This is a genomic window from Burkholderiales bacterium (assembly GCA_036262035.1).
In the GTDB taxonomy this organism is placed as follows: Bacteria; Pseudomonadota; Gammaproteobacteria; order Burkholderiales; family SG8-41; genus JAQGMV01.
In genome coordinates this window covers 20,165-44,965 of the sequence record DATAJS010000022.1, presented here as the reverse complement: position 1 = coordinate 44,965, position 24,801 = coordinate 20,165, and the positions used below count along the sequence as shown (strand labels likewise).

The window sequence follows — 24,801 nt, the reverse complement described above, 5'->3', positions numbered from 1 at the left end:
AACGAATGAGCGCTACAGCAGCAGCACGTAAAACGGACACCGCCGCGCGGAGCATGAAAGGCGCCGAGATCATGGTCGAATACATGATCCGCGAGAAAGTGCCTTATCTCTTCGGCGTGTGCGGCCACGGCAACGTCGGCTTCCTCGACGCCTGCGCGGCGGCGTCCGACCGCATCAAGACGATCTCGTGCCATCACGAGCAGTCCGCGGGCTACATGGCCGACGCGTACTACAAGGTGAAGCACGAGCCGGTCGCGACCTTCACCTCGTGCGGTCCCGGCTCGGTGAACCTCGTCATCTCGCTCGCCAACGCGATGATGGATTCGTCGGCCTTCCTCGCGATCACCGGCAACGTGCCGACCACCCAGTTCAACCGCCTGCCGTTCCAGGAGACCGGGCGCTACTTCCAGGGCGATTTCCCGTCGGTGATCCGGCCGTACGTGAAGCGCAGCTACCAGCCGACGCGCGCCGACATGGTGCCGCTCGCGATGAAGCAGGCATTCGGGCTGCTGCGTACTGGGCGTCCCGGACCGGTCAACATCGACGTGCCGCTCGACGTCTTCCAGGAAGAGACGACGGCGCCGGTGCCCGAGGTCGATCCGCCCGCCTACCAGCGCTCGCCGGGCGATCCCGAAGGGCTGCGCGCGACGCTCGAGCGCCTGCTGAACGCCCAGCGTCCGGTGATCCTCGCCGGCCAGGGCGCGCTGCTGTCCGAAGCGACCGAAGAGCTGATCGATTTCGTGAAGGTGATGCGCATTCCGGTCGTGACGAGCCCCAACGGCAAAGGCATCCTCGACGAGACCAACGAGACGTGCCTCGGCCCGATCGGCCGCAACGGCACGTACGCCGCGAACGAAGCGACCAGGAACGCCGACGTGATGCTCTCGCTCGGCTGCAGCTTCGACGACCGCACCACGAGCGCGTGGATCGAGGGCTACACGCTCCAGATCCCGCCGACCGCGCTGATCCAGGTCGACATCGACCCCACCGAGATCGGCAAGAACTATCCGGTCGCGATCGGCATCATCGCCGACGCGAAGGCGATGCTCGCCGAGATGACGCGGCTCGCTCGCGCGAAGTTGAACGGCGGCACCAAGAGCTATCCCGACTGGACCGCGCGGCTCTCCGAAGCGACCAGCCTGTGGGACGACTACCAGGGCAAGTTCGCGAACAGCGACGCGACGCCCGTCAGGCCCGAGCGGCTGATGACCGCGCTCTCGCGCGTCGTGCCCGAGAACGCGATCTTCGCCACCGACGTCGGCGTGCATCACAACTGGGTGGTGCAGCTCTGGAAGACCCGCCTCCCGCGCCACCTGCTGCAATCGTGGGGTTTCGCCGCGATGGGTTACGCGACCTCGGGCATCCTCGGCGCCAAGATCGCCAAGCCCGACGTGCCCGCGGTCGCGGTCGTCGGCGACGGCTCGTTCATGATGACCCCGCACGTGCTCGCCACCGCCGCCGAATACGAGATACCCGCGGTGTGGGTCGTCTGGAACAACTACGGCTACTGCTCGATCCGCGATCTGCAGCTCGGCAACTTCAAGACCGGCGAGCTCGCGACGAGCTTCGCCAACGAGCGCACCGGCCAGCTCCAGAGCACCGACTTCGCGGCGCTGGCGCGCTCGATGGGGGTGCAGGGCGTGCGCGTCGAGCGCGCGGGCGACATCGAGAGCGTCGTCGACACGGCGATCAAGGCGAACAAACCGTATCTCGTCGAGGTCGTGGTCGACCGCGAGATCCGGCCGGTCGGAACGGGTACCTGGGTGCTGCCGCCGCTGCCGCATCCCGAGCCGAACTTCCTCAAGCTCGCGCGCGGATCGTGATGAAGCTCGCGCTCTTCACCCTTCGGCGAGGCTGATCATGCTCAACCTCGCCGTATTCACCAAGAATCGCTCGAACCCCGCGTATGGCGCCGCGCGGCTGGGCGCCGAGCGCACCGCGCAGCGCCTGGGCGCGAGCGTCACGCAGTACGTGCCGGAAAAGCCCGACGACGTCGAGGAGCAGATCGCGCTGATCGACCAGGCGATCGCGACCAAGCCCGACGCGATCGTGCTGGTGCCGGTTCATCCGACGAAGATCAACGGCGCCCTCACCCGCATCGTCGACGCCGGCATCCCGCTCTTCGGCATGCTCAACGAGTTCAACGAGCCGAAGCCGTTCGTCTATGTCGGCGCCGACGACGTCGCGATCGGCGTCGACATCGCGAGCTATCTCTACCGGCACCTCGGCGGGCGCGGCGACGTGGTCATCCTCGAAGGCGCGTCGCATTCGGTGACGAGCCGGGCGCGCGTCGAGGGTTTTCGCAAGGCGTTGGAGACATTTCCGGGGATACGCATCGCCGCGACGATCTGCGGCGATTACCTGCGCGATCCCGCCGAGCGCGCGACGAAAGCGCTCCTGGCCACCGGCGCCACGTTCGACGCGGTGCTCACGGCGAACGACGACATGGCGCTCGGCGCGCTGCGGGCGCTCGATGCGGCCGGCCGCAAGTGCGCGGTCGTCGGCGTGAACGCGATTCCCGAAGCGGTCGCGGCGATCAGGGAAGGACGGCTCCTCGCGACCGCGGACTTCAACGCGCTCGCGATCAGCGAGCTCGCGACCGAGGCCGCGATCCGCCATCTCGAGGGCGAGAAGCTGCCGAAAGAGATCATCCTGCCGGTCGAAGTGATCGATCGGAACAACTGCGTAGCATGGGACCGTCCTTTCGAAGAGCGGCCGTCGCTGCGCTGGGACGAGGTCGTCGGGGCTTAAGGTGGGATCGCCGTCGGACGACGAGGTGATCGCGGCGACGCGCGCCTGGCTCGAGCGCGCGGTGATCGGGCTCGGCCTCTGCCCGTTCGCCAAGGCGGTGCACGTCAAGGACCAGATCCGTTACGTGGTGAGCCGCGCGCGCAACAGCGACGTGCTGCTCGAGCACCTCGAGCGCGAGCTCGACGCGCTGGCCGCGGCGCCGCCCGACGAGGTCGACACGACGCTGCTGATCCATCCCGACGTGCTCGAGGACTTCCTCGACTACAACGACTTCCTCGAGCTCGCCGACCGGGTCGTGGAAGAGCTCGGTTACGCCGGCGTCCTTCAGGTCGCGAGCTTTCACCCGCGCTACCAGTTCGAAGGCACCGACGCCGACGACATCACCAACTACACCAACCGCTCGCCGTATCCCATCCTGCACGTCCTGCGCGAAGCGAGCGTCGACCAGGCGGTCGCGGCTTTCCCGGAAGCCGAAAAGATCTTCGAAAAAAATATCGAGACGATGCGGCGGCTGGGGAAGGACGGGTGGGAAAAACTATTCCCTCCCCCTCAGGGGGAGGGTTAGGGAGGGGGTGGGTTCAGCCGTCAGGCGTGCTGCCGCTGAGGATAAGCAAGCAGCCGATCGGTCGCCGCGATCGCCAGCGCGGAAGCGAGGAAGGTGAGATGGATGATCACCTGCCACATGATGACGTGCGTCGAAAGGTCGTCGGCGTTGATGAACGTCTTCAGGAGGTGGATCGACGAGATGCCGATGATCGCGGTGGCGAGCTTGACCTTGAGCACCGACGCGTTGACGTGCGACAGCCACTCCGGCTGGTCGGGATGACCTTCGAGGTACAGCCTCGATACGAAAGTCTCGTAGCCGCCGACGATGACCATGATGAGCAGGTTCGCGATCATGACCACGTCGATGAGGCCGAGCACGATCAGCATGATCTCGGTCTCGTTGATGCGCCCTTCCTCCCAGATGATCGCCATCAGGTGCACCAGCTCCTGCCAGAACTGATAGACGTACACACCCTGGGCGACGATGAGGCCCAGGTAGAGCGGGAGCTGCAGCCAGCGGCTCGCGAAGATGAGCGCGGGGACCGGACGTAAGCCGCGGTTGACGGGGTGACTCAGGCTGTTCGGTTGTTCCATCGGCGGATTGCGTGACGAAAGGGAGCGGATTCTAGCATCGGGCGAACACCCATCGGCGCACGCGGTTCTGGCAAAATCGCGCGAACTGCGCCACGCGGTTCGCCTGCCCGGCGATCGCGAGCGAGCGCCTTACAAGGGGTCGAGGTGTCGGGGAACACGCTCGTGTCGAGGTCGGTGGTGTTTGCGTCCGCGCTGCTCTTCGGTTGCGCGGCGGCCGCGCAATCGGTCGCCTTCATCAATCCCGGCAAGTCCGACGAGATCTACTGGGTCACCGCGACGCAAAGCATGCGAACGGCCGCGGACAGCCTGGGCATGCGCTTCGAGGTGCAGTACGCGGAGCGCGAGCACCTCAAGACGCTCGACATCGCGCGCGAGATGGTCTCGCGGCCGCCGCGGGCGCGGCCCGAATACATCGTGATCACCAACGACTACGGCGTGGCCGGCGAGCTTCTGAAGATCGTCGACGGCGCGGGCATCAAGACCTTCCTCGCCTACAGCTCCATCCCGGCCGATCAGCGCGGGCCGCTCGGCTCGCCGCGCACGGTCTTCAAAGGCTGGCTCGGATCGCTCGAGCCGCGCGCCGAGGACGCGGGCTACCTCACCGCGCGCGCGCTGATCGCGCAGGGCATCAAGGCGAAAGCCTACGCACCCGACGGCAAGCTCCACATGATCGCGATCGCCGGCGACCGGTCGACGCCGTCTTCGATCAAGCGCAACGAAGGCATGCGCCGTGCGGTCGCCGAGAATGCGCGAGTCGTGCTCGAGCAGGAGGTGTACGCCGCCTGGACCCGCGACAAGGCGGCCGAGCAGAGCGCAGTGCTGTTCCAGCGCTATCCGCATGCCAGGCTGATCTGGGCGGGTAACGACCTCATGGCCTTCGGCGCGATGCAATCGTGGGAGAAGCGCGGCGGCACGCCCGGCGTCGACGCGTGGTTCAGCGGCATCAACACTTCGACCGAGGCGCTGGAGTCGATCCGCAGCGGCCGCATGACCGCGCTCGCGGGCGGCCATTTCGTCACCGGCGCGTGGGCGATGGTCATGATCTACGACTACCACCGCGGGCGGGACTTCACGGGCGAAGGCCTCGAGCTCGAGCGCTCGATGTTCGCGCAGTTCGATCCCGCGCTCGCCGAGCGCTATCTCCAGCGCTTCGGCAACGGCTTCTCCGGCGTCGACTTCCGCCGCTACAGCAAGGCGCTCAATCCCAAAGTGCAGCGCTACGACTTCGGTTTCGCGCAGCTTCTGGCGGAGCGGCCGACGAAGTGACGACGCCCGCGCCCGAGCCACGGCGCCCGTTCCGGCCGCTGTCGAGCACGCTCATCCGCTCGATCGTCGCCGCGGGAACGGTCTGCACGCTGTGCGTGGCCGCGCTGCAGGCGGCGCTGTCGTATCGCTACGAGCGCGCCCGGTTCGAAGCGGAAGTCCAGATGATCGTCGACACCAACGTGCCGCTCTTGTCGGTGAACGTCTGGGACATCGAGCCCGACGCCATACGGCGGCAGATGCGCCTCATCGCGCAGCGGCCCGAGATCGCGCACGCGAGGCTGGAGACCGCCACCGGACAGGAGTTCGAGAGCGGCACGCCGGTCCGCCGCGGCACGGCGGGCACGATCACCCTGGACGTGCCCTATCCCAACGGCAAGCCCGGCTGGCTGGGAACGCTCGCGGTCGCGCCCAACACGGCGCACCTGCACGGCAAGCTCGTCGACGACGTCCTGCGCGTCCTCGTCGGCTGCCTCGCGCTGACCGCGCTCGTGTGCGCGGTCGTGTTCGTGATCCTGCGCCGCCAGCTCACGCAGCCGATGCGCCAGATCGCCGAGTTCGCCTCCTCCCTGACGCCTTCCGATCTGACGCGGCCGTTGCAGCTCGACCGCTCGGGCAGGCGCTGGCGCGACGAGATCGACAAGCTCGCGGAAGGATTCGCTCTGCTCCAGGGCGACATCCGCCGGCACGTCGAGGAGCTCGACAACCAGGTCGCGGCGCGTACCGCGGAGCTGCGCCAGGCCAACGCGCAGCTCGAGACGCTCGCGCGGCGCGATCCGCTCACCGGGCTCGCCAACCGCAGGCGCTTCGAGCACGAAAAAGCACGGGCATGGGACGCCACGGTCGGACAGCACCGGCCGCTCAGCGTGATGATGGTCGACATCGACTCCTTCAAGAACTACAACGACCACTACGGTCATGCCGCAGGCGACGAGTGCCTCGCCGCGATCGGCCACGCGCTCGCGTCCGAGTTCCACGGCGCGGGCGAGCTCGCGGTGAGACTGGGCGGCGAGGAGTTCGTGGTGATGCTGGAGAACGTCGCCCCCGCTGCGGCGCTCGCGCGCGCCGAAACGCTGCGCAGCGCCATCGAAGCGCTGCAGTTGCCGCATGCCGGATCACCGCACCATCACGTCACCGTGAGCATTGGCGTCGCGGCGACGCAGGGCGACGCTGCAACGCCGCCGGTGCCGAGCGGCGCCGCCGGCGTCAATGCGCTGCTCAAACAGGCCGACGAAGCGCTCTACGCAGCCAAGGGACGCGGACGCAACGCCGTCGCCGCGCTCAAGTCCGATCCCGCGCTGTCGCCCGCGGCCTGACGCCTCACAACCCCGCTTTCTCCGCGATGTAGTTGCCCACCGACGCCCATTCGCGCTCGCCGTAGCCGCGCGCGATCGCGCCCAGGTGCTGCTCGCGCATGAGCTCGCCGAGGGGCAGCGGCACGCCGGTGTCGCCGGCGACCTGCAGAGCGAGCTCGACGTCCTTCAGGCCCAGCTTCACCGTGAAGGTCGCTTCCGCGGGCTTGTCGATGATGAGCCGGCCGTAGTTCCTGTAAGAGGGACAGCTCATCGCGGTGCTCGTGATGATGTCGTGGAAGCGCGCCGGTTCGACGCCCGATTTCTCCACGAGCGCGAACGCTTCCCCGAGGCTCTCGATGATCGAGGCGAGCACGAAGTTGCGCGCGATCTTGACCACGTTGGCGTGCGTCGGGTCGTCGCCGACGTCGAACCAGCGCCTGCCCAGCGCGTCGAAGAGCGGCCCGCAGCGCGCGATGGCCTCCCGCTTGCCGCCGGCCACGATGTCGAGCTCTCCGCTCGCCGCGGACGCGGGCCGTCCGAAGACAGGGGCCGCTACGTACGCGCCGGCCGCGTGCGCGTCACGCAGCTTCGTGGCGAGCCTCAGGCTCACCGACGACATGTTGAGGTGTACCGCACCCGCGGGCATCTTCGAGACGAGCCCGCTTTCCAGCCACACCGCCTCGACCGCGGCGTCGTCGGCGAGCATGGTGACGATCACGTCGGCGTCCAGCGTCTGCGCCGGCGCCGACGCGATACGCGCGCCGTGCTCGCGCAGGGCTTCGGCCGGCGCCGCGCTGCGATTCCACGCGACGACGTCGAAGCCCTTGTCGACCAGACGCGCGGCCATGCCCCTGCCCATCTGTCCCAGGCCGATGAACCCTGTCTTCATTGCGTCTCCATTTGCAGAAGCGTCTGAGGGCATGCCACCATGCGCGCGAGGAGGAGCGCCATGATGAGAAGCGTCATCGCAGCCGCCATCGCATGCCTGTCGTCCTTCGCGTTCGAAACAGCCGCTCAATCCTACCCGACGCGGCCGGTGCGCATCGTCATCCCGTGGCCCGCGGGCGGCATCACCGACGTCATCGGGCGCGCGGTCAGCGTGCACTACGCCGAAGCGCTGGGGCAGCCGATCGTCATCGACAACCGCCCCGGCGCCGCGGGAACGCTGGGCGCGGCGATCGTCGCCAAGGCCGCGCCGGACGGCCACACGCTCCTCATGCACGACGTCGCGAGCCACTGCATCGCCCACTCGCTGTACCGCACCCTGCCGTACGACACGCTGAAGGACTTCGAGCCGATCGGCCTGGTGGCGGGCTCGCCGATGGTGCTGATCGCGAATCCCTCGCTCAACGTGAAGACCGTGGCGCAGCTGATCGCGCTCGCGAAATCGAAACCGAAGGCGATCAACTACGCCTCCTCGGGGGCCGGCTCGATCACTCACCTCGGCGCGGTGAGGCTCGAGCGCATGGGCGGCATCGAGCTCACCCACGTGCCGTTCAAAGGCAGCGTGCCGGCCGCGGCGTCGGTGATCAGCGGCGAGACCTCGGTGTCGTTCTCGACGTTGCCCGCCGCGCTGCCTCACGCCAGGACCGGCCGGCTGGTGTTGCTCGCGGTGTCGTTCCCCAAGCGCTCCTCGCAGATACCCGAAGTGCCGGCCATCGCCGAGACGCTCAACGGCTACGACCTCGGCCTGTACTCGGGCCTGTGGGCGCCCAGAGGCACGCAGCGCGCGATCGTCAAGCGCCTGCACGACGAAACCCTCGTCGCGCTCGAGCAGCCGAAAGTGAAGGAGATGCTCGCCAACGTCTCGGCGACGCCCGGGACGATGACGTCCGAACAGTTCGGCGCGTTCCTCACGAAGGACACCAGGGACTGGGGCGAGGTAGTCAAAGCCTCGGGCGTGAAGGTCGAATAAAAGCAATCGACCGCCAAGGACGCAAAGGACGCAAAGGAAAACCAAAGGCATGCGGTACCGGCTGCCGCAAAGCATCGTGCTCGAGTGCACGCCAGCCGCCGTAAACCTTTGCGTCCTTTGCGTCCTTTGCGGTTCAAGCTTTTTCGCATTAAGGGAGCAGCGATGGATCTGGGCATAAAGGGAAGAGCAGCGATCGTCACCGGCGGTAGCCGAGGGATCGGACGTGAGACCGCGCGGCAGTTTCTCGAGGAAGGTGTCCGGGTGATGATCTGCGGCCGCAAGGAAGACACGCTGGCGCAGGCGCGCGACGAGCTGGCGAAACAGACCGGCGGCGAGATCCACGCGACCGTCGCCGACATGACCAGGCCCGCCGACATCGAGCGCCTCGTCGCCGCGGCGAAGGAACGCTTCGGCACCGTCGACATCCTGGTCAACAACGCGGGACAGATGTATTCCGGCCGCTTCGCGGTGATGACCGACGAAGGCCTCAAGGAACAGCTCGAGACCAAGCTCTTCGGCTTTCTGCGCGCGATCCGGCTGGTCTACCCGCAGATGCGCGCGCAGCGCTGGGGCCGCATCGTCAACATGATCGGCGGCGCGGGCAAGGAGCCCGACCCCTACATGTTCGGCAGCGGCATCACCAACAGCGGTCTCCTCAACATCACCAAGTCGCTCTCCACCGAGTTCGGCGAGGACAACGTGCTCGTCAACGCGGTCTGCCCGGGCTGGGTCGACACCAACCTGTGGCGGCGCAACGCGCAGGGGCTCGCGCAGGAGCTCGGCGCCCAGACCGAGGAGGAGGCGCGGCGCCAGGCGGCGCGCAAGAACTCGCTCAACCGCTTCGGCAAGCCCGAGGAGCTCGCGAACGCGATCGTGTTCCTGTGCTCGGAGCGCGCGAGCTATATCACGGGTATTTCGCTCAATCTGGATGGGGGGAGGCTGAAGTCGCTATGGTGACCCACAACGCGTCATTCCCGACGCACGATAGCGTGTGCGATCGGGAATCCATTTTCAGGGCCTCCAAGTCAAAATGGGTTCCCGCCTTCGCGGGAATGACGCGCTTCACCTTCGCGGGAATGACGCTGCGCGTCACCTTCGCGGGAATGACGCGGCGCGTCGCCGTCGCGGGAATGACGCTGGGCGTCACCTGCGCGGGGATGACGCTGGTGGCGTTATGTCACGCAGCGTACGGACAAACCTACCCCACCCGTCCCATCCGCCTCGTCGTCGCGCAGTCGGTCGGCGGCAACGCCGACTTCGTCTCGCGCAACTACGCGCAGCGCCTGTCCGAGCGCGTCGGCAAGCAGATCGTCGTCGACAATCGCCCCGGCGCCGGCGGCATCATCGCCACCGAGATCGTGGCGCATGCGCCGGCCGACGGCTACACGCTGCTCGTCGCGCCGACGCAGCACGCGATCAATCCCAGCCTGCACGCCAAGCTGCCGTTCGATCCGATCCGCGATTTCGCGCCGATCTCGCTCCTCGGCATGAGCGCGGCGGTGGTCGTGGTACCCCCGCAGCTCCCGGCGAAGACCATCGCCGAGCTCATCGCGCTCGCCAAGCAGCGGCCGGGCAAGCTCCACTTCGCCTCCTCGGGCACGGCCGCCGCGACGCACCTCGCGGGTGAGCTCTTCAAGGCCATGGCCGGCATCAACGTGATCCACGTCGCGTACAAGGGCGCGCCGGCCGCGCTGGTCGACCTCGCGGCGGGGCAGGTGGAGATGATGTTCGCCAGCCCGCCGTCGGCGATGCCGCTCGTGCGCAGCGGCCGCGTGCGCGCGATCGCGACCACCGGCGCCAAACGCGCGCCTTACCTGCCGGACGTCCCGACCGCGATGGAGTCGGGGCTTCCCGGTTACCAGACCGGAAGCTGGCAGGCGCTGCTCGCGCCGGTCAAGACCTCGCCCGCGATCGTCGATCGCGTCTACCGCGAGGTCGCGGAGATCGCCCGCAGCCAGGAGATGCGCGACCGCCTCTCCGCCGACGGCTCCGAGCCGATCGGCAGCACCCCGCAGGAACTGGCCGAGCACCTCCGCGCGGAGACCGCGCGCTACAACAAGGTGATCAGGGCGATCGGGCTGAAACTGGAATGAATCGGACTGCGCGAACCAGGGTCCGACCCCCTGGAAGCCGGGGTCGGACCCTATCGCCGCCTCCCCCTCTTGATCAGCGCATCGCGAACACGAACGTCGCCAGGCAGAACGCCGCGAGCAGGAACCACGCGAACGCCGACACGCGGCGGGATGTGAGCAGGTATTCGAGGTTCATCTTCGTTCGTGGCGGCGCGGCGGCGGCTGTTCTCGTGCGGGGGCGGAATGTAGCAACCGCCCCGAAGACGGGTCAAATCTATCAATTCGTGAGATTTGCGGCCGCACCAGCGAGGGGGTACGGCCATGCATTGCCCGATGCTTCGCAGCTCCCGTCCCTGTCGCCGTGCCTGGCCGTGCTCGCGCTCGGCGCGTGGCTCGGCCTGACATGATGGACGCATATCGCGCGGCGCTTTGACACCGGCGCGGCCGCACGCGCACAGTCTTTTGCGGGGAGCGCTCGGGATGCCGGCGCAACCCGCCGCTGGGCACTTCTCTCACGGAGGGGACCGGCAAACCACGTAATCGCGTCTCCTCCTGCCTTCAACGAATGAATCCAAAGGAAGGGGCCTTACGATGAAAGCGAAAACCTGGGTCTACGCGCTCGCGATGACCGCGTCTTTCCCCGCGTTCGCCGACAATGACAACGGCGGCGGCGCCTGCGACATACCGGGCAAGGTGGTGGCTCAACTGCAGAGCAAGCTCGCGCCGACGGTGGCCATGAACAACGGCGGCATCTTCGCGCCGAACCGCATGTGGTCGGCGATCGTCGACCGCAAGGATCGGCTGTGCTCGGTCATCGTGATCGGCGACGCCTGGCCGGGCAGCCGCTCGATCGCGATCGCCAAAGCGACCACCGCGAACGGCTTCAGCAACGACGCGCTGGCGTTGTCGACCGCGAACCTCTATTCGGCGGTGCAGCCCGGCGGCTCGCTGTTCGGGCTCAACAACTCCAACCCGTTCAATCCGGAGTTCCAGCCGCAGGGCAGCGGCATCAACAAGGTGCCGGGCGGGGTGATCACGTTTGGCGGCGGCGTGCCGCTCTACATGGGCGGCAAAGTGATCGGCGGCCTGGGGCTCAGCGGTGACAGCGCGTGCGCCGATCACGTGATCGCGTATCGCATGCGCCGCGCGGCGGGTCTCGACGCCATCCCCGCGGGCGTGGGCTTCGGCGGCACCGACAACATCGACTATCTCGCGCCGGCCGAGCCGCCGAACGGCTTCAAGCATCCGCACTGCTTCCCGCAGGACATCCCGCCCGGCTCGATCTGAAGGCGGCCTGAGCGCTCGGCGATCTTGCTTCACGATGCGGTCGAGCGCGCCGGGTCCGACCCCGAAGACGCCGGGGTCGGACCCGGAACCTCTGCGCTACACTAGCCTCCCGCACCGCACGCGGCAGAACCACAACTCTCACCGCCGGCGCGTGCTTCCCTGGGAGCGAGGAACATGACCATCAAAGGCAAGGCCTACATCGTCGGCGCGTACGAGCATCCGCTGCGCAAGGCGCCGAACCATTCCGTCGCGCAGTTGCACGCCGAAGTCGCCAAGGGCGCGCTCGAAGACGCCGGGCTCACCAAGAACGACATCGACGGCTACTTCTGCGCCGGCGACGCGCCGGGCGCGAACATCTGGAGCATGGCGAACTACATGAACCTGAAGCAGCTTCGCCATGTGGACTCGACCGACATGGGCGGCTGCTCGTATCTGGTGCACGTCGCGCACGCCGCCGAAGCGATCGCCGCGGGCAAGTGCAACGTCGCGCTCGTGACGCTCGCGGGCCGTCCGAACTCCGAAGGCAGCTCGGGCACGCAGGTGCGCGACCGCGGGGTGAACCTCCCCGACGCGCCCTTCGAGATGCCGTATTCGCCGGTGACGGTGAACCTCTACGCGATGTGCGCGATGCGCCACATGTACGAGTACGGCACGACGAGCGAGCAGCTCGCGTGGGTGAAGGTCGCGGCCTCGCACCACGCGCAGTACAACCCGAACGCGATGCTGAGGGACGTGGTCACGGTCGAGCAGGTCGTCAACTCGCCGATGATCTCCGACCCGCTGCACCGCCTCGACTGCTGCGTCGTGAGCGACGGCGGCGGCGCGGTGATCGTGGCCAAGCCCGAGATCGCCAGGAGCCTGAAGCGTCCGCTGGTGAAGCTGATCGGCGCAGGCGAAAGCACCAAGGGGCAGATGGGCGGCAACGTCGACCTCACGTATTCCGGTGCGGCGTGGACCGGCCCCCGCGCCTTCGAGGAAGCGGGCATCAAACCGTCCGACATCCAGTACGCGTCGATCTACGACAGCTTCACGATCACCGTGGTGATGCAGATCGAGGACCTCGGCTTCTGCAAGAAAGGCGAAGGCGGCAAGTTCGTCGCCGACGGCAACCTGATCTCCGGCACCGGCAAGCTGCCGTTCAACACCGACGGCGGCGGTCTCTGCAACAACCACCCCGCCAACCGCGGCGGCATGACCAAGATCATCGAAGCGGTGCGGCAGCTTCGCGGCGAGTCGCATCCGAAGGTGCAGGTCCCCAACTGCACGCTCGCGCTCGCGCACGGCACCGGCGGCGCGCTCGGACACCGTCACGGCAGCGCCACGCTCATCATGGAAAGGGAGTAAGCACATGGCCACCCCACATCAGGACCGCAAGATGCGCGACCCGGCGGTCAACCCCGGCGACGAGCGCTATTTCGAAGCCGCCGCGCAGGGCAAGCTGCTGCTCAAGAAGTGCAACGACTGCGGCCAGCATCACCACTACCCGCGCGCGCTGTGCCCGAACTGCTTCAGCGACAAGGTGGAATGGGTCGAGGCCAAAGGCACCGGCGAGATCTACACTTTCAGCGTGACCCGCCGCGGCGCGCCGACGCCGTATTGCATCGGCTACGTCACCCTCGACGAAGGGCCGCGCATGATGACCAACATCGTCGACTGCGACCTCGACGCTATCCGCTGCGGCCAGAAGGTGAAGGTGTCGTTCAAGAAGACCGAGAACGGGTCGTCGGTGCCGGTGTTCGTGCCCGTGTAATAGCCGTCATCGCGAGGAGCCGAAGGCGACGACGCGATCTCGTGGCGCACGTTTGGCGTTCGTAACGGGATTGGTTCGTCGCTATCGCTCCTCGCAATGACAGCGCCGGTCAGCCCCGGCGCTTCTCCCGCGTCAGCCACCCGCCCCCGGCCATCATCAGCCCCGACAGCCAGAACACCGGCGGCAGCCCGAACCCTGTAGCCACCAGCCCGAACAGCGCCGGCCCGCTCACCCGCAGCACGTTGTTCACCGTCTGACGCAGCCCGAGCGTCTCGCCCGAGCGCCCTTCGGCCGAGCGGCTGAAGATCAGCATGGTCGTGATCGGCTGCCCGCAGCCCATCCCGAGGCCGAACATGAACGACAGCGCGCACAGCGCGGCGACGTTGGAGAAGAACGGCATCAGCGCGAAACCGGCCGCGGCGAGATAGAACGAGATGCCGAGCACGCGCTGCTCGCCCAGCCTGGCGACGAGCTTCGGCATGAGGAAGCGCACCACGAACGACGCCGCGGCGAAGTTCGCGAGCACCCCGCCGATCGCCGACGCCGACAGGCCGATGCCGTGGCCGTACACCGGGATGTAGAACTGGTAGAGATCCTGGCCGAGCTGCACGAGGCTGCTGGTGGCGAGGATGCGCAGCATCGCGCGGTCGCCCAATGCCGCGCGGATCCCGCCGCTGACCGCATCCGGCGGACGCGTGCCCGACGGCAGCACCTTGCCGCGCAACAGGACCAGCAAGGCGACGACGATCGACAGGATGCCGAGCAGCAGACACGCCGTCGCATGACCGGTGTGATCGATCGCGAGGCCCGCCATCAGCGGTCCGGACAGCGCGCTGGTCGCCCCGATCAGGCTGGCGTTGCTGAAGTTGCGCGCGCGCTCCTCCGGGGCGCTGATGATGCCGACGACGTTCTGGAGCAGCACGTTGTAGATCGCGAACGACACCCCCAGGATCGTGCCCGAGGCGTACATCGCGCCGACGTCGCGAACGAAATACGGCAGCGACATCGCGATTATCCCGCACACCGCGCCCGCCAGGAGCAGCCAGCGCGAGCCGACGCGGTCGCCGTAGCGGCCGATCGGCCACGAGATGAGCAGCGGGAAGATATAGAGCGTGGCGACCACCATGCCGACCTTGGCCGGCGACGCGCCCAGGTCGAGCGCGTAGAGCGACAGCGCGACGCGCGCGGAGCTGATGCTGACGAAGCCGAACATCATCAGCGCGAAGGTGAGATACAGCGCCTGGCGCCGTGCGTTTGTGGTCATCTGCCGTACGGATATAGCATGGCGTGAAAGGATGCGGCTAGCGGGTCACGCGAAATGTGGGCCCGGCGCCCGGTTCCACGGCCACCACGGAGGAAACATGGACCTGCAGCTCAAAGGCAAGACCGCTCTCGTCACCGGCGCGTCCAAGGGCATCGGCCTGGGCTGTGCCGAGATCCTCGCGCAGGAAGGCTGCAACCTGCACCTCGCCGCGCGCAGCGAGGGCGCTCTGGAAGAGGCGCGCAGGAAGCTCGCCGGCTCGAGCGGCGTCAAGGTGACGTGTCATCCGCTCGACCTCGCGGTGTCGGAGAACATCGCCCGTCTCGCGAACGCCGTCGGCGACGTCGACATCCTGATCAACAACGCCGGCGCCATCCCGCAGGGCTCGATCACCGACCTCGACGAGAAGACGTGGCGGCAGGGCTGGGAGCTCAAGCTCTTCGGCTACATCAACCTCACGCGCGAGATCTACCGCCGCATGACCGAGCGCAGGAGCGGCGTCATCGTCAACGTGATCGGCAGCGCGGGCGAGCGCCCCAGCGCTTCCTACATCGCCGGGAGCATCGCCAACTCCGGCCTGATCACGATGTCGCGCGCACTCGGCGCCGACAGCCCGAAATACGGCGTGCGCGTCGTCGCCCTCAATCCCGGCTCGACCGCGACCGAGCGCGGCGTCGAGATCTGGAAGACCCGCGCGCAGAAGGAGCTCGGCGATGCCGCGCGCTGGCCGGAGCTCACCAAGGGTTTTCCGTTCGGCCGCGCGGCGACGGTCGAAGAAGTGGCGAACGTGATCGTCTTTCTCGCGTCGCCGAAATCGTCCTACGTGAGCGGCACCGTCATCAGCGTCGACGGCGGCAACGCGTGGCGTAAGTAGCGCGCAGCGCTACTTACGCCACGGCGCGGATAAGCGCCACGGAGGGAAACCCGGGTTTCCCTCCGTGAACCTCCCTTTCCTGACCGACCGAACTGCAAACAGCTCTACTAAAAAACGGAGGCATCTAATGATTACGCTCTATCAGATCTCGATTCCGGTCTTCATCAAGCACCTGAACGGTCTCGCCGGCTGCATGAAGAAAGCGCAGGCGCTGTACGCCGAGAAGAAATACGACGAGGCGACCCTGCTCGGTTATCGCTTCTATCCCGACATGTTCAACTTCGCGGGGCAGGTGCAGGTCGCGACCGACCACACGCGCAACTTCGCGGCGCTGCTCGGCGACCTGAAGGCGCCGAAGTACGAGAACCACGAGAAAAGCCTCGCCGAGCTGATCGGGCGCGTCGAGCAGACCGTCGGCTGGCTGAAGGAAGTCGATCCGAAGGCGATCGAAGGCACCGAAGACAAAGAGGTCACGGTGAAGCGCCCGACCGGCGACGTGCAGATGAAAGGCATCGAGCTGCTGCTCAACCGCACGATGCCGAACTTCCTGTTCCACTGCACCACCGCCTACGACATCCTGCGCCACAACGGCGTGGAGATCGGCAAGCGCGACTTCATGGGTTCCTGACCATGGATCTCATGCTCAAAGGCAAGGTGGCGATCGTCGGCGGCGCGAGCAAAGGCCTCGGCCGCGCGTGCGCGCAGGTGCTCGCCGAAGAAGGCGTGAACGTCGCGATCTGCAGCCGCTCGCAGGCCGATCTCGAAAAAGCCGCGCAGGAGATCCGTGCCGGGACCGGCGTCGAGGTGCTGGTATTCGCGGGCGACCTCGACAAGCCCGAGACCATCCGCGAGCTCGTCGCCGCGACGCTGAAACGCTTCGGCCGGCTCGACGTGCTGGTGAACAACTCGGGCGGACCGCCGCTCGCCGACGCCAGGGACGCGAGCGAGGAGCTGTGGGCGACCGCGGTCCAGCGCTCGCTGCTCTTCTTCGCGCGCATGTCGCGCGAGGCGATCCCGCACTTCAAGCGCGCGGGCGGCGGCCGCATCATCAACATCCTCGCGAGCACGGTATACCAGCCGATCCCGAAGCTCGCGCTGTCGGGCGCGACGCGCATGGGGGTGATCGCGTTCGCCAAGAGCCTCGCCGACGAAGTCGGCCGCGACGGGATCCTCGTCAACAACGTCTGTCCGGGGTCGATCCTTTCGGAGCGCATGATGTCCAACGTCAAGGCGCGCGCCGAATCGCTGGGCGTTCCGCTCGAAAAAGCGCTGGAGGAGCGCGCGGCGGAGACCGCGCTCGGCCGCATCGGCGAGCCGAAAGAGCTCGCGAACCTGGTCGCGTTTCTTGCATCCTCCAAGTCGAGCTACATCACCGGCACCACGATGCGCGTCGACGGGGGTCTCGTGCGCTCCGTGATGTAGACTCGCGGTCTAGTCACCGGAGGTAGTTATGGCTGAATCACAATGGAAATTTCACGGCGTTCGTGTCGTCAAGGGTGGCGACCTCGACGTGAACACCCCGCAGACGCCGGGAATGAACCGCGCCGCGGCGATCACCAATGCCCGCATGGGCGCCGAGAAGCTGTGGGCGGGCACGGTCGTCATCCACCCCAAGGCGAAGACCGGCGCGCACCACCACGGTCCCGTCGAGAGCGTGATCTACGTCGTCAGCGGCAAGGCGCGCATGCGCTGGGGCGACAAGCTCGAGTTCACGGCGGAAGCCGGCCCCGGCGATTTCATCTACGTGCCGCCGTACGTCCCGCACCAGGAGATCAACGCCAACGACAACGAGCCGCTGTCGTGCGTGCTGGTGAGGAGCGGGCAGGAGCCGGTGGTGGTGAACCTCGACATCCCCGTCGTCGAGAAGCCCGAGGAAGTGCACTGGGTCGATAACATCCACCCCGATCCGAACGCGAAGCCCGAGTGCGGCTGAGGCTTCAAAATGGATTCCCGCCTTCGCGGGAATGACGTTTCTCCGTCATTCCCGACCGCGCGGTAGCGCGTAGCGATCGGGAATCCATCTTGACCTTGCGCACTAATCCGGCTTCGCTCCCGTCTTCTTCACCACTCCCGCCCACTTCACCCGCTCGCTTTTGACGAGCTGCTCGATGTGCTCGACCGAGCCGCCGGGCAGCTCATAGCCCGCGCCCGCGAGCCGCTCCTTCGCGGCCTCTGATGCGAGCGCCTTGTTCACCTCGACGTTGAGCCGCGCGACGATCGCTTTCGGCACGCGCGAGGGCACGACCACCGAGCTCCACGTGATCACCTCGAAGCCGGGCACCGTTTCCGAGATGCTCGGCAGCTCGGGCGCGGCCGGCGTGCGCTTGGGCGCCGTCACGCCCAACCCCCGAACGCGGCCCGCACGCACGTGCGGCAGCATCGAAGCGAGGTTGTCGAAGGTGGCCTGAAGACGCCCGGCCATGACGTCGTTCGTCGCGAGCGCGATCGCCTTGTACGGCACGTGCACCATCTGCACGCCCGTCATCAGCTTGAAGAGCTCCATTCCGAGATGCTGGCTCGAGCCGCTGCCGGGCGACCCGAACGAGAGCTTGTTCGGGTTCGCCTTGGCGTGATCGATGAGCTCCTGCACCGATTTGACCGGCAACGTCGGCGAAACCGTGAGGATGTGCATCCCGTACACGAGCTGCACGACCGGCTGGATGTCCTTCTCGGGGTCGTACTGCACCTTGGTGAACACCGGATTGAGCACGACCGCCGACACCGGCCCGTAGCCGATCGTGTAGCCGTCGGGACTGGCCCGCGCGAGCAGGAACATACCGATGCCGCCGTTCGCGCCGGCGCGGTTGTCGACGACGACCTGCTGGCCCATCTGCTTCGCGAGCTCGGCGCCGATCACGCGCGAGATGACATCGGGCGTGCCGCCGGGCGCCGAGGGCACGAGGAAGCGGATCGGCCGCGAAGGATACTGCTCGGCCGCGATACAGAGCGTCGACGCGGCGAGCGCGAGAGCCGCCGCGGCACAGCGTGTACTCGAAAGCATGGACTCTCCTCCCCATCTCCTATCGTTTCGAAGCAGCATATATCATTGCGCTACAAACATGAGGAGGAGGATGGGAATGCGCATCGCACTCAGCGTCGCGGGCGCCGCGCTCGCGCTCGGCACCACCGCAGTCCACGCAGCTCAACCTGCGTATCCCGACAAACCGATACGCCTCATCATCGGCAGCGCGCCGGGATCCGGCCCCGACATCATCTCGCGCGCGCTGTCGGAGCGCCTCTACAAATCGTGGAACCAGCGCGTCGTGGTCGACTCCAGGCCGGGCGCGGCGGGCGTGATCAGCGCCGATCTCACGCTGCAGGCGGCGCCCGACGGCTACACGTGGATGATGCTCACGTCGCAGCTGCTCGTCGCCACGTCGGTCTTCCACGACGTCAAGTTCGACCTCGGCAAGGATTTCGCTTCGGTCGCGCTGATCGGCTCGACGCCGTTCGTGCTCTCGGTGAATCCGCAGCTTCCGGTGAAGTCGGTGTCCGAGCTCATCGATCTCGCCAAGAAGCAGCCCGGAAAGCTGCGCTACGGCTCGGCCGGCACCGGCGCGTCCGAGCATCTGTGCGGCCTGATGTTCACCCAGCTCACCGGCACGAAGATGCTGCACGTGCCTTACAAAGGCGTGGCGCAGGCGCTCACCGACGCTGCAGCGAACGAGGTGCAGCTCACGTACGGTGTCGTCTCCGCATCGCTGGCGTTCATCAACGGCGGACGCGTGCGCGCGATCGGCGTCACGAGCAAGAAGCGCTCGTCCCTGCTGCCCGACGTGCCGTCGATCTCCGAGACCGTGCCGGGCTACGACCTCTTCGGCTGGTACAGCATCGTCGCGCCCAAAGGCACGCCGGCGCCGATCCTGGAGAAGGTCAGCAGCGAAATCGTGAAAGCGGTCAAGGAGCCCGCGTTCGGCGAGCACCTCAAAGCGCTGGGCATCGAGATCATCGGCGCCCCGCGGCAGGAGCTCGACAAGTTCCGCGCGGAGCAGACCGCAAGAGTCAAAGGGCTGGTGAAGACCGCCGGGAGCGATCTGAAATAAACGTCGTTCGGTGTTGACCCACTGTATCCGAAAGGATACAGTGGGTCATGTACGACGTCCGGGCAGACCGACGTCTTCGCGCGGTGGCTGCAAAGCCTCCGCGACGCACGTGCGAAGGCGCGTATCCTCGCCCGCATCGCGTCGGCCCGGCTGGGCAATCTCGGCGATGCGAAGTCGGTCGGCTCGGGCGTCACTGAAATGCGAGTGCACGTCGGCGCCGGATACCGTGTCTATTTCGCGAGGCGCGGCATCGCCGTCATTCTCCTGCTGTGCGGCGGCGACAAGTCGACTCAGGCCAAGGACATCGCGCGCGCGCACAAGATGCTCGCCGAACTGGATCAGGAGTGAAGATGCCTCTGAAGGTCACCGAATTCGACGCGAGCGCGTATCTCGACAACGACGAAGTCATTGCCGAGTACCTGTCGGCGGCGCTCGAAGACGAGAACCCCGACGTCTTCCTCGCGGCGCTCGGTCACGTCGCAAAGGCGAAGGGCATGGCAGCGATCGCCGAGAAGAGCGGACTCGGGCGCGAGAGCCTCTACAAGGCGCTCGCGCCCGGAGCGAAGCCGCGATACGACACGGTGCTGAAGGTGCTGCATAGCCTCGGTGTCAAGGTCACGATCAGCGCATAGCAGACGCCGATCGGCCGTCGCGCGATTCGCTCCCCATCGGCTGACGGCCATCAGTAACACTCCCCCGGCCGCGGGCAGTTCTGGACGAGCTGCACCGAGCCGTCCCGCTGCGCCTTGAACAGCAGCCGCGAGTAATGCGTATGCGGGCCTGGCGTCGTGCTGTCGCCGGGCACCGCGAACTGCGCGGACACGACGTAGTCGGTCGGCGCGATCTGCGACACCAGCGCGGGCACCGAGTAGTTGCCGATCGCAAGCCCGGTGCGCAGATCGGAGATGCTCACCTGCAGCAGCGCGCTCGAAGGGGTCCACGCGAAGGTGCCGCGGAAACCGAGCGCGTGATCGCGCCAGGACACGTTCATCCGGCCCGACGCAGGCACCGACTGTGCCGACTCGGTCTGCGGTCGCGACGTCGTGGTCGGAGTCGACGCCTCGCGCCGCGCGCGCGCTTCGGCTGCCCGGCGCTCTTCGGCAGCACGCCGCTCCTCGGCAGCGCGGCGATCGTCCGCCGCTTTGCGATCGCTGGCCGCGCGGCGCTCGTCCTCCGCACGCCGCGCCCGATCGGCTTCGTCCCGTGCCGCGCGGTCGGCTTCCTGCTCGGCGCGCCGCCGCTCCGCGCGCTCGAGCTCGGCATTGCGCGAGTATTGCGAGTACAAGCCGCCGGCGAGCGCAGCGACCACGGCGATCACCCCGGCGCCGACCAGCGCGCCCCCGAGCTTGCGCGGCTTGCGGGAGCGAGGCAACGGCTCGCGACGGCGCGGCGCATCCGGCTGAGGTGCGCTGCCCAGCGTCGCCTCGACGTAGCCGAAGAACTCGTCGAGCGCCGGGTCGTTCGGCGTGCCGTCCCACTGCGAAAGGTCCGCCGCCTGCAGACGCCTGAACTCGAGCGGTATCCGCACCGGCTCGATCACCGCGGGTATCAGCGCCTTGCGGCTCATCGCTTCGGCCGCCTCGGCCTTGACCCAGCGCGACGCGATCGACGCCTGCGACCACAGCACGACCACGCAGCGCGACGCGTCGAGCGCCTCCTCGATGACCTCGTCGAACTCGCGGCCGGGCGGGATCACGCGGTCCCACCACACCGACCAGCCGCGCGCCCCCAGCGCCTGGGCGATGACCATCGCCCGTTCGCGGTCCGCGCTCGCATAGCTGATGAAGATGTCGCTCATTCCCGCCTCGCGGTCTCCAAGCGCAATCCCGACGGCATCCGGTGTTCGATTATGAGCGCCGGGGCGATATGATGCGAACGTCTCCCCGCCGCCCCTATGACCTATGACCTCGGAGCGTCTCAACCGCCTGATCGGGCGTCTTTACGCCGAAGGCATCAACCGCCGGGACGCGCAGGCCGCGGCGGCGTTCTACGCGCAGGACGCGAAGAATCACGGCCGCACCGTCGGGCGGGACGGCATGCGGAAGGTGTTCGAGGCCTTGTTCTCCACCTTTCCGGACTTCCACTACGAGATCCTCGAGGCGACCGCCGAGGGCGAGCGCATCGTGTGCAAGGTGAAGATGACCGGAACGCATCGCGGCGAGCCGGCGGCGCTGCCCGAAGCGTTCGGCGGCATGCTGACGGGCGTCGCGCCGACCGGCCGCACAATCGACGTGCTGCAGTTCCACAGCTTCGTCGTGCGCGGGGACGAGATCGCCGAGCACTCGGCGGTGCGCGACGACCTTTCGATGCTGAAACAGCTCGGGCTGGTGCGCGCGGCTTAGGGCTTTCCGGCGCGCTTCAGCATTTCCGAAACGACCTCGCGGGCCGCGGCCGCGGCGCCCGCGTGCGTGCTCTCGCGCGGTCCCGCGACGTTGAGCGTGGAAATCGAGTTGACGTCGACGAAAGCCGCCGCCTCGACCGCAGCGATCTCGACCGGCTTGGCCGCGAGGTCGAGCGTGAGCACCGGCTTGCCGAGCTCTTCGGCGATGAGCATGGTTTCGCGCGTGCCGCCGGTCGGCTCGCGCCAGAACAGGATGAGCGTGCCGTCGGCGTCGGCGACGTTGCGGCGCGTGCGGGGACGATACTCCGCCGTCGGCATCTCGGTCAGCGGATAGCGCGCGTCGATCGGCCCGTCTTCGGCCTTTCGGCCCTTGGGACACGAGCCGCCGCACGGGAAGCCCGCGGCCAGCGCGGCATCGAGCGCGCCGCGATCGACGCCGGTCTGGCCGCCGGAGATGATTTTGAGGAGCATGGCGAACGAGCGAGAACCACCCCCACCCTAACCCTCCCCCCGAGGGGAAGGGAAGGTGTGTTTACGAGAAGTACATCCCGCCGTTGACGAGATAGCACTGGCCGGTGATGAAACCGGCGTCCACGCTCGACAGATACAACAGCAGCGACACCACTTCCTGCGGCTTGCCGAGGCGGCGGATGGGCTGCATGGGCTTCAGGCCCTTGGCTTTCTGGAACGCGTCGCGCTCGACTTCGATCGTGCCGGGCCCGATGCAGTTGGCGGTGATCTCGTGCTCGCCGTACTCGCGCGCCATGCCGCGCGTGAGGCCGACGATGCCGAGCTTGGACATGCCCTTGGTCGTGCTCGTGCCGAGCATGGGCGAGATGCCCGAGAAGTTGATGATGCGGCCCCAGCGCTGCTTGATCATGTACGGCAGCACCGCCCGGCAGATGTTGCGCGGGCCGGTCAGGTTGACCGCGATGTTCTTCTCCCACGCGTCGTCGGCCTCTTCGAGGAACGGCGCTTCGGTGCCGCGATACACCGCATTGTTGAGCGCGACGTGGATGGAGCCGAGCTCGCTCGCCGCATTCTTCACGAACGCGTTCACCGCGTTCTTGTCCGCGACGTCGCACTGCTCGGCGTGCACCTTCGCGCCGAGCGCGCGCACTTCGTCCGCGACCGCCTTGAGCTCGTCCATCTTCGAGCTCGTGCAGATCGCGAGGTTGGCGCCTTCCTTCGCGTACGCGACCGCGGCGAGGCGGCCCATGTTGCGGCTGGCGCCGGTGATCAGTACGGTCTTGCCTTTGAGCCCGAGGTCCATCAAGTCTCCGAGTGTGCTTGAACCCACCCCCACCCCAACCCTCCGCCTGAGGCCCCTTCGGGGTCTTCGGGCGGTAAACGCCACGGAGGGAAACCAAGGTTTCCCTCCGTGACCTCCCTTCCTTTAGTGCGACTCGTTCCAACCCGTCGTTTTGGCGCCTTCGGTCGCGATGAGGATGAAGGCCATGATGCAGGGCTCGGTGCCTTTGCAGACCCAGTTGTGCATCGTGCCGCGCTGGATGATCACGTCGCCGGGCTTCAGCGTCACTTCGCCGTCTTCCAGCTCCATGACCATCTCGCCCGAGATGCAGATCGCGTAGTCGACCGAGTCGGTCTTGTGCCAGCGCGCGACGTTGCCGGGCATGTACTTGCCGAAGCGGAAGACCGAGCCGTTGGCGAGGCTGGTGCCCAGCTCCCACGTGTTCGGATCCTCTTCGGTGGTCTCGGCGGGCAGCTTTTTCGTGGCCCACATCGGGACGTTGTCGAAGCCGGGCCGCAGGTTGATGGGATCGATCTCGCTGTCCCACTTGACGCAGCTCTTCCCGTCTTTATTGAAACCGGTGACGATTCGCCTGCCTACTTTCATCAAACTCTCTCCGTTGAATGGGTGACCATGGCCGGGAAGGTGGCCTCCCCCGCTGGACCCGCAAGTTTACTGCGATAAGATATCCGCGACTGCCCACATAACGAGACGGAGACCGCCACCGTGACCTTCGCCCGCCCCGCCCTGATCTCGCTCCTGGCAGCGCTCCTCCTCTGCGGTGCCCCGGCTCGCGCCCAGACCGCAGAAGGCACCTTCAAGCCCATCGTCGGGCAGGAAGGCAAGGACGTCGTGTGGGTGCCGACGCCTCCGGTGCTGGTCGAGAAGATGCTCGACATGGCGAAGGTGACACCGCAGGACTTCGTGATGGACCTCGGCTCGGGCGACGGCCGGAACATCATCGCGGCGGCCAAGCGCGGCGCACGCGCGGTCGGTGTCGAGTACAACGCCAACATGGTCGAGCTCTCGACGCGCACCGCGCAGGAGGAAGGCGTCGGCGACCGCGCGAAGTTCATCCAGGGCGACATGTACGAAGCCGACATCTCGCAGGCGACGGTCCTCGCGCTGTTCCTGCTGCCCGAGAACCTGCGCAGGCTCACGCCCAAGTTTCTCGAGCTCAAGCCCGGCACGCGCATCGTCGCCAACCACTTCGGCATCGACGGCTGGGAGGCCGACGAGACCGGCCGCACCGAAGGCGAGTGCATGGCATGGTGCACCGCCCTGCTCTACATCGTCCCCGCCAAGGTCGCGGGCACCTGGAAGCTGCCGCAGGGCGACCTCGCGCTCGAGCAGAGATTCCAGGTCGTGTCGGGCAGCTATACGTCGAACGGCGCCACGGTGCCGGTGAAGAACGGCAAGCTCAAAGGCGACGAGATCGCGTTCGCGATCGGCGACACCGAATACAGCGGCCGCGTCAGCGGCGACGCGATGCAGGGGGCTGGCTGGACGGCGACGCGCGCGAAGTAACCCGAACGGTCATTGCGAGGAGCGAAGCGA

General features: G+C 67.2%; 28 protein-coding genes. 20 read left to right on the top strand and 8 right to left on the bottom strand.

The window, feature by feature from the left end:
* The first annotated feature begins 5 nt into the window (after window positions 1-5).
* The 3 genes from VHP37_23750 to VHP37_23740 are packed head-to-tail and all read left to right on the top strand — an operon-like array spanning window position 6 to window position 3,316.
* Complete coding sequence (locus tag VHP37_23750) at window positions 6-1,823, top strand: thiamine pyrophosphate-binding protein (GenBank protein HEX2829385.1); 1,818 nt, start codon at window positions 6-8, stop codon at window positions 1,821-1,823.
* Between the two features lie 37 nt (window positions 1,824-1,860).
* Window positions 1,861-2,751 (top strand): sugar ABC transporter substrate-binding protein, encoded by an 891-nt coding sequence (locus VHP37_23745; GenBank protein ID HEX2829384.1) that lies wholly within the window; start codon window positions 1,861-1,863, stop codon window positions 2,749-2,751.
* A 1-nt stretch (window position 2,752) separates the two neighbouring features.
* Window positions 2,753-3,316, top strand: coding sequence for a DUF1415 domain-containing protein (locus VHP37_23740; protein ID HEX2829383.1), 564 nt, complete (start codon window positions 2,753-2,755; stop codon window positions 3,314-3,316).
* A gap of 20 nt (window positions 3,317-3,336) precedes the next feature.
* On the opposite strand, the gene VHP37_23735 is transcribed toward VHP37_23740, so the two are convergent.
* Window positions 3,337-3,891 carry a TIGR00645 family protein gene (locus VHP37_23735; protein ID HEX2829382.1) on the bottom strand — a complete coding sequence of 185 codons (555 nt, stop codon included), beginning with the start codon at window positions 3,889-3,891 and terminating at the stop codon, window positions 3,337-3,339.
* 144 nt (window positions 3,892-4,035) lie between these two features.
* On the opposite strand from VHP37_23735, the gene VHP37_23730 reads away from it, so the two are divergent.
* The gene (locus VHP37_23730) at window positions 4,036-5,157 is read left to right on the top strand and encodes an ABC transporter substrate-binding protein (GenBank protein ID HEX2829381.1); all 1,122 of its coding nucleotides are present in this window, start codon (window positions 4,036-4,038) and stop codon (window positions 5,155-5,157) included.
* On the top strand, window positions 5,154-6,470 hold the full coding sequence (locus VHP37_23725) for a diguanylate cyclase (GenBank protein ID HEX2829380.1): 1,317 nt from the start codon (window positions 5,154-5,156) through the stop codon (window positions 6,468-6,470). The genes VHP37_23730 and VHP37_23725 overlap by 4 nt, the downstream gene beginning before the upstream one ends.
* A gap of 4 nt (window positions 6,471-6,474) precedes the next feature.
* Here VHP37_23725 and VHP37_23720 read toward each other — a convergent pair whose 3' ends face one another.
* Window positions 6,475-7,338, bottom strand: coding sequence for an NAD(P)-dependent oxidoreductase (locus VHP37_23720; protein HEX2829379.1), 864 nt, complete (start codon window positions 7,336-7,338; stop codon window positions 6,475-6,477).
* Between the two features lie 60 nt (window positions 7,339-7,398).
* Between VHP37_23720 and VHP37_23715 the strand changes: the two genes are divergently transcribed.
* The 6 genes from VHP37_23715 (at window position 7,399) to VHP37_23690 (ending at window position 13,473) form a co-directional block, all read left to right on the top strand.
* Window positions 7,399-8,364, top strand: coding sequence for a tripartite tricarboxylate transporter substrate binding protein (locus tag VHP37_23715; GenBank protein ID HEX2829378.1), 966 nt, complete (start codon window positions 7,399-7,401; stop codon window positions 8,362-8,364).
* 162 nt (window positions 8,365-8,526) lie between these two features.
* Entirely contained in the window at window positions 8,527-9,321 is a 795-nt protein-coding gene (locus VHP37_23710; GenBank protein ID HEX2829377.1) for an SDR family oxidoreductase, read from the top strand.
* Window positions 9,322-9,416: 95 nt separating this feature from the next.
* Complete coding sequence (locus VHP37_23705; GenBank protein ID HEX2829376.1) at window positions 9,417-10,457, top strand: tripartite tricarboxylate transporter substrate binding protein; 1,041 nt, start codon at window positions 9,417-9,419, stop codon at window positions 10,455-10,457.
* A 570-nt stretch (window positions 10,458-11,027) separates the two neighbouring features.
* Entirely contained in the window at window positions 11,028-11,723 is a 696-nt protein-coding gene (locus tag VHP37_23700; GenBank protein ID HEX2829375.1) for a heme-binding protein, read from the top strand.
* A 174-nt stretch (window positions 11,724-11,897) separates the two neighbouring features.
* Window positions 11,898-13,067, top strand: a complete 1,170-nt coding sequence (locus VHP37_23695; protein ID HEX2829374.1) for a thiolase domain-containing protein — start codon at window positions 11,898-11,900, stop codon at window positions 13,065-13,067.
* Between the two features lie 4 nt (window positions 13,068-13,071).
* Entirely contained in the window at window positions 13,072-13,473 is a 402-nt protein-coding gene (locus VHP37_23690; GenBank protein ID HEX2829373.1) for a Zn-ribbon domain-containing OB-fold protein, read from the top strand.
* A gap of 109 nt (window positions 13,474-13,582) precedes the next feature.
* Here VHP37_23690 and VHP37_23685 read toward each other — a convergent pair whose 3' ends face one another.
* Window positions 13,583-14,737, bottom strand: a complete 1,155-nt coding sequence (locus tag VHP37_23685; protein ID HEX2829372.1) for an MFS transporter — start codon at window positions 14,735-14,737, stop codon at window positions 13,583-13,585.
* Between the two features lie 97 nt (window positions 14,738-14,834).
* Between VHP37_23685 and VHP37_23680 the strand changes: the two genes are divergently transcribed.
* From VHP37_23680 to VHP37_23665, 4 genes are all read left to right on the top strand, one after another.
* Window positions 14,835-15,608 carry an SDR family oxidoreductase gene (locus VHP37_23680; GenBank protein ID HEX2829371.1) on the top strand — a complete coding sequence of 258 codons (774 nt, stop codon included), beginning with the start codon at window positions 14,835-14,837 and terminating at the stop codon, window positions 15,606-15,608.
* A 127-nt stretch (window positions 15,609-15,735) separates the two neighbouring features.
* A complete protein-coding gene (locus tag VHP37_23675) occupies window positions 15,736-16,236 on the top strand; it encodes a DUF1993 domain-containing protein (GenBank protein ID HEX2829370.1) in 501 nt (166 codons plus the stop codon).
* Between the two features lie 2 nt (window positions 16,237-16,238).
* Complete coding sequence (locus VHP37_23670) at window positions 16,239-17,030, top strand: SDR family oxidoreductase (protein HEX2829369.1); 792 nt, start codon at window positions 16,239-16,241, stop codon at window positions 17,028-17,030.
* Between the two features lie 28 nt (window positions 17,031-17,058).
* Complete coding sequence (locus VHP37_23665) at window positions 17,059-17,541, top strand: cupin domain-containing protein (protein HEX2829368.1); 483 nt, start codon at window positions 17,059-17,061, stop codon at window positions 17,539-17,541.
* Between the two features lie 102 nt (window positions 17,542-17,643).
* Here the strand turns inward: VHP37_23665 and VHP37_23660 are convergent, their stop codons facing one another.
* Window positions 17,644-18,609 carry a tripartite tricarboxylate transporter substrate binding protein gene (locus VHP37_23660; GenBank protein ID HEX2829367.1) on the bottom strand — a complete coding sequence of 322 codons (966 nt, stop codon included), beginning with the start codon at window positions 18,607-18,609 and terminating at the stop codon, window positions 17,644-17,646.
* A 76-nt stretch (window positions 18,610-18,685) separates the two neighbouring features.
* Here VHP37_23660 and VHP37_23655 point away from each other — a divergent pair, with 76 nt between their 5' ends.
* The 3 genes from VHP37_23655 to VHP37_23645 are packed head-to-tail and all read left to right on the top strand — an operon-like array spanning window position 18,686 to window position 20,283.
* Window positions 18,686-19,651 (top strand): tripartite tricarboxylate transporter substrate-binding protein, encoded by a 966-nt coding sequence (locus VHP37_23655; GenBank protein HEX2829366.1) that lies wholly within the window; start codon window positions 18,686-18,688, stop codon window positions 19,649-19,651.
* Between the two features lie 21 nt (window positions 19,652-19,672).
* Window positions 19,673-19,999, top strand: a complete 327-nt coding sequence (locus VHP37_23650) for a type II toxin-antitoxin system RelE/ParE family toxin (GenBank protein ID HEX2829365.1) — start codon at window positions 19,673-19,675, stop codon at window positions 19,997-19,999.
* A 2-nt stretch (window positions 20,000-20,001) separates the two neighbouring features.
* The gene (locus VHP37_23645; GenBank protein ID HEX2829364.1) at window positions 20,002-20,283 is read left to right on the top strand and encodes an addiction module antidote protein; all 282 of its coding nucleotides are present in this window, start codon (window positions 20,002-20,004) and stop codon (window positions 20,281-20,283) included.
* Window positions 20,284-20,333: 50 nt separating this feature from the next.
* Here VHP37_23645 and VHP37_23640 read toward each other — a convergent pair whose 3' ends face one another.
* Window positions 20,334-21,449 carry a toll/interleukin-1 receptor domain-containing protein gene (locus VHP37_23640; protein HEX2829363.1) on the bottom strand — a complete coding sequence of 372 codons (1,116 nt, stop codon included), beginning with the start codon at window positions 21,447-21,449 and terminating at the stop codon, window positions 20,334-20,336.
* 103 nt (window positions 21,450-21,552) lie between these two features.
* Here VHP37_23640 and VHP37_23635 point away from each other — a divergent pair, with 103 nt between their 5' ends.
* The gene (locus VHP37_23635) at window positions 21,553-21,993 is read left to right on the top strand and encodes an ester cyclase (GenBank protein ID HEX2829362.1); all 441 of its coding nucleotides are present in this window, start codon (window positions 21,553-21,555) and stop codon (window positions 21,991-21,993) included.
* Here the strand turns inward: VHP37_23635 and VHP37_23630 are convergent.
* The 3 genes from VHP37_23630 to VHP37_23620 form a co-directional block, all read right to left on the bottom strand.
* Window positions 21,990-22,463, bottom strand: coding sequence for a putative molybdenum carrier protein (locus VHP37_23630; GenBank protein ID HEX2829361.1), 474 nt, complete (start codon window positions 22,461-22,463; stop codon window positions 21,990-21,992). The genes VHP37_23635 and VHP37_23630 overlap by 4 nt on opposite strands.
* Window positions 22,464-22,524: 61 nt before the next feature.
* Window positions 22,525-23,265, bottom strand: a complete 741-nt coding sequence (locus tag VHP37_23625; GenBank protein HEX2829360.1) for an SDR family NAD(P)-dependent oxidoreductase — start codon at window positions 23,263-23,265, stop codon at window positions 22,525-22,527.
* A 123-nt stretch (window positions 23,266-23,388) separates the two neighbouring features.
* A complete protein-coding gene (locus VHP37_23620; GenBank protein HEX2829359.1) occupies window positions 23,389-23,850 on the bottom strand; it encodes a cupin domain-containing protein in 462 nt (153 codons plus the stop codon).
* A 120-nt stretch (window positions 23,851-23,970) separates the two neighbouring features.
* Here VHP37_23620 and VHP37_23615 point away from each other — a divergent pair, with 120 nt between their 5' ends.
* A complete protein-coding gene (locus VHP37_23615) occupies window positions 23,971-24,771 on the top strand; it encodes a class I SAM-dependent methyltransferase (protein HEX2829358.1) in 801 nt (266 codons plus the stop codon).
* Window positions 24,772-24,801: the final 30 nt, after the last annotated feature.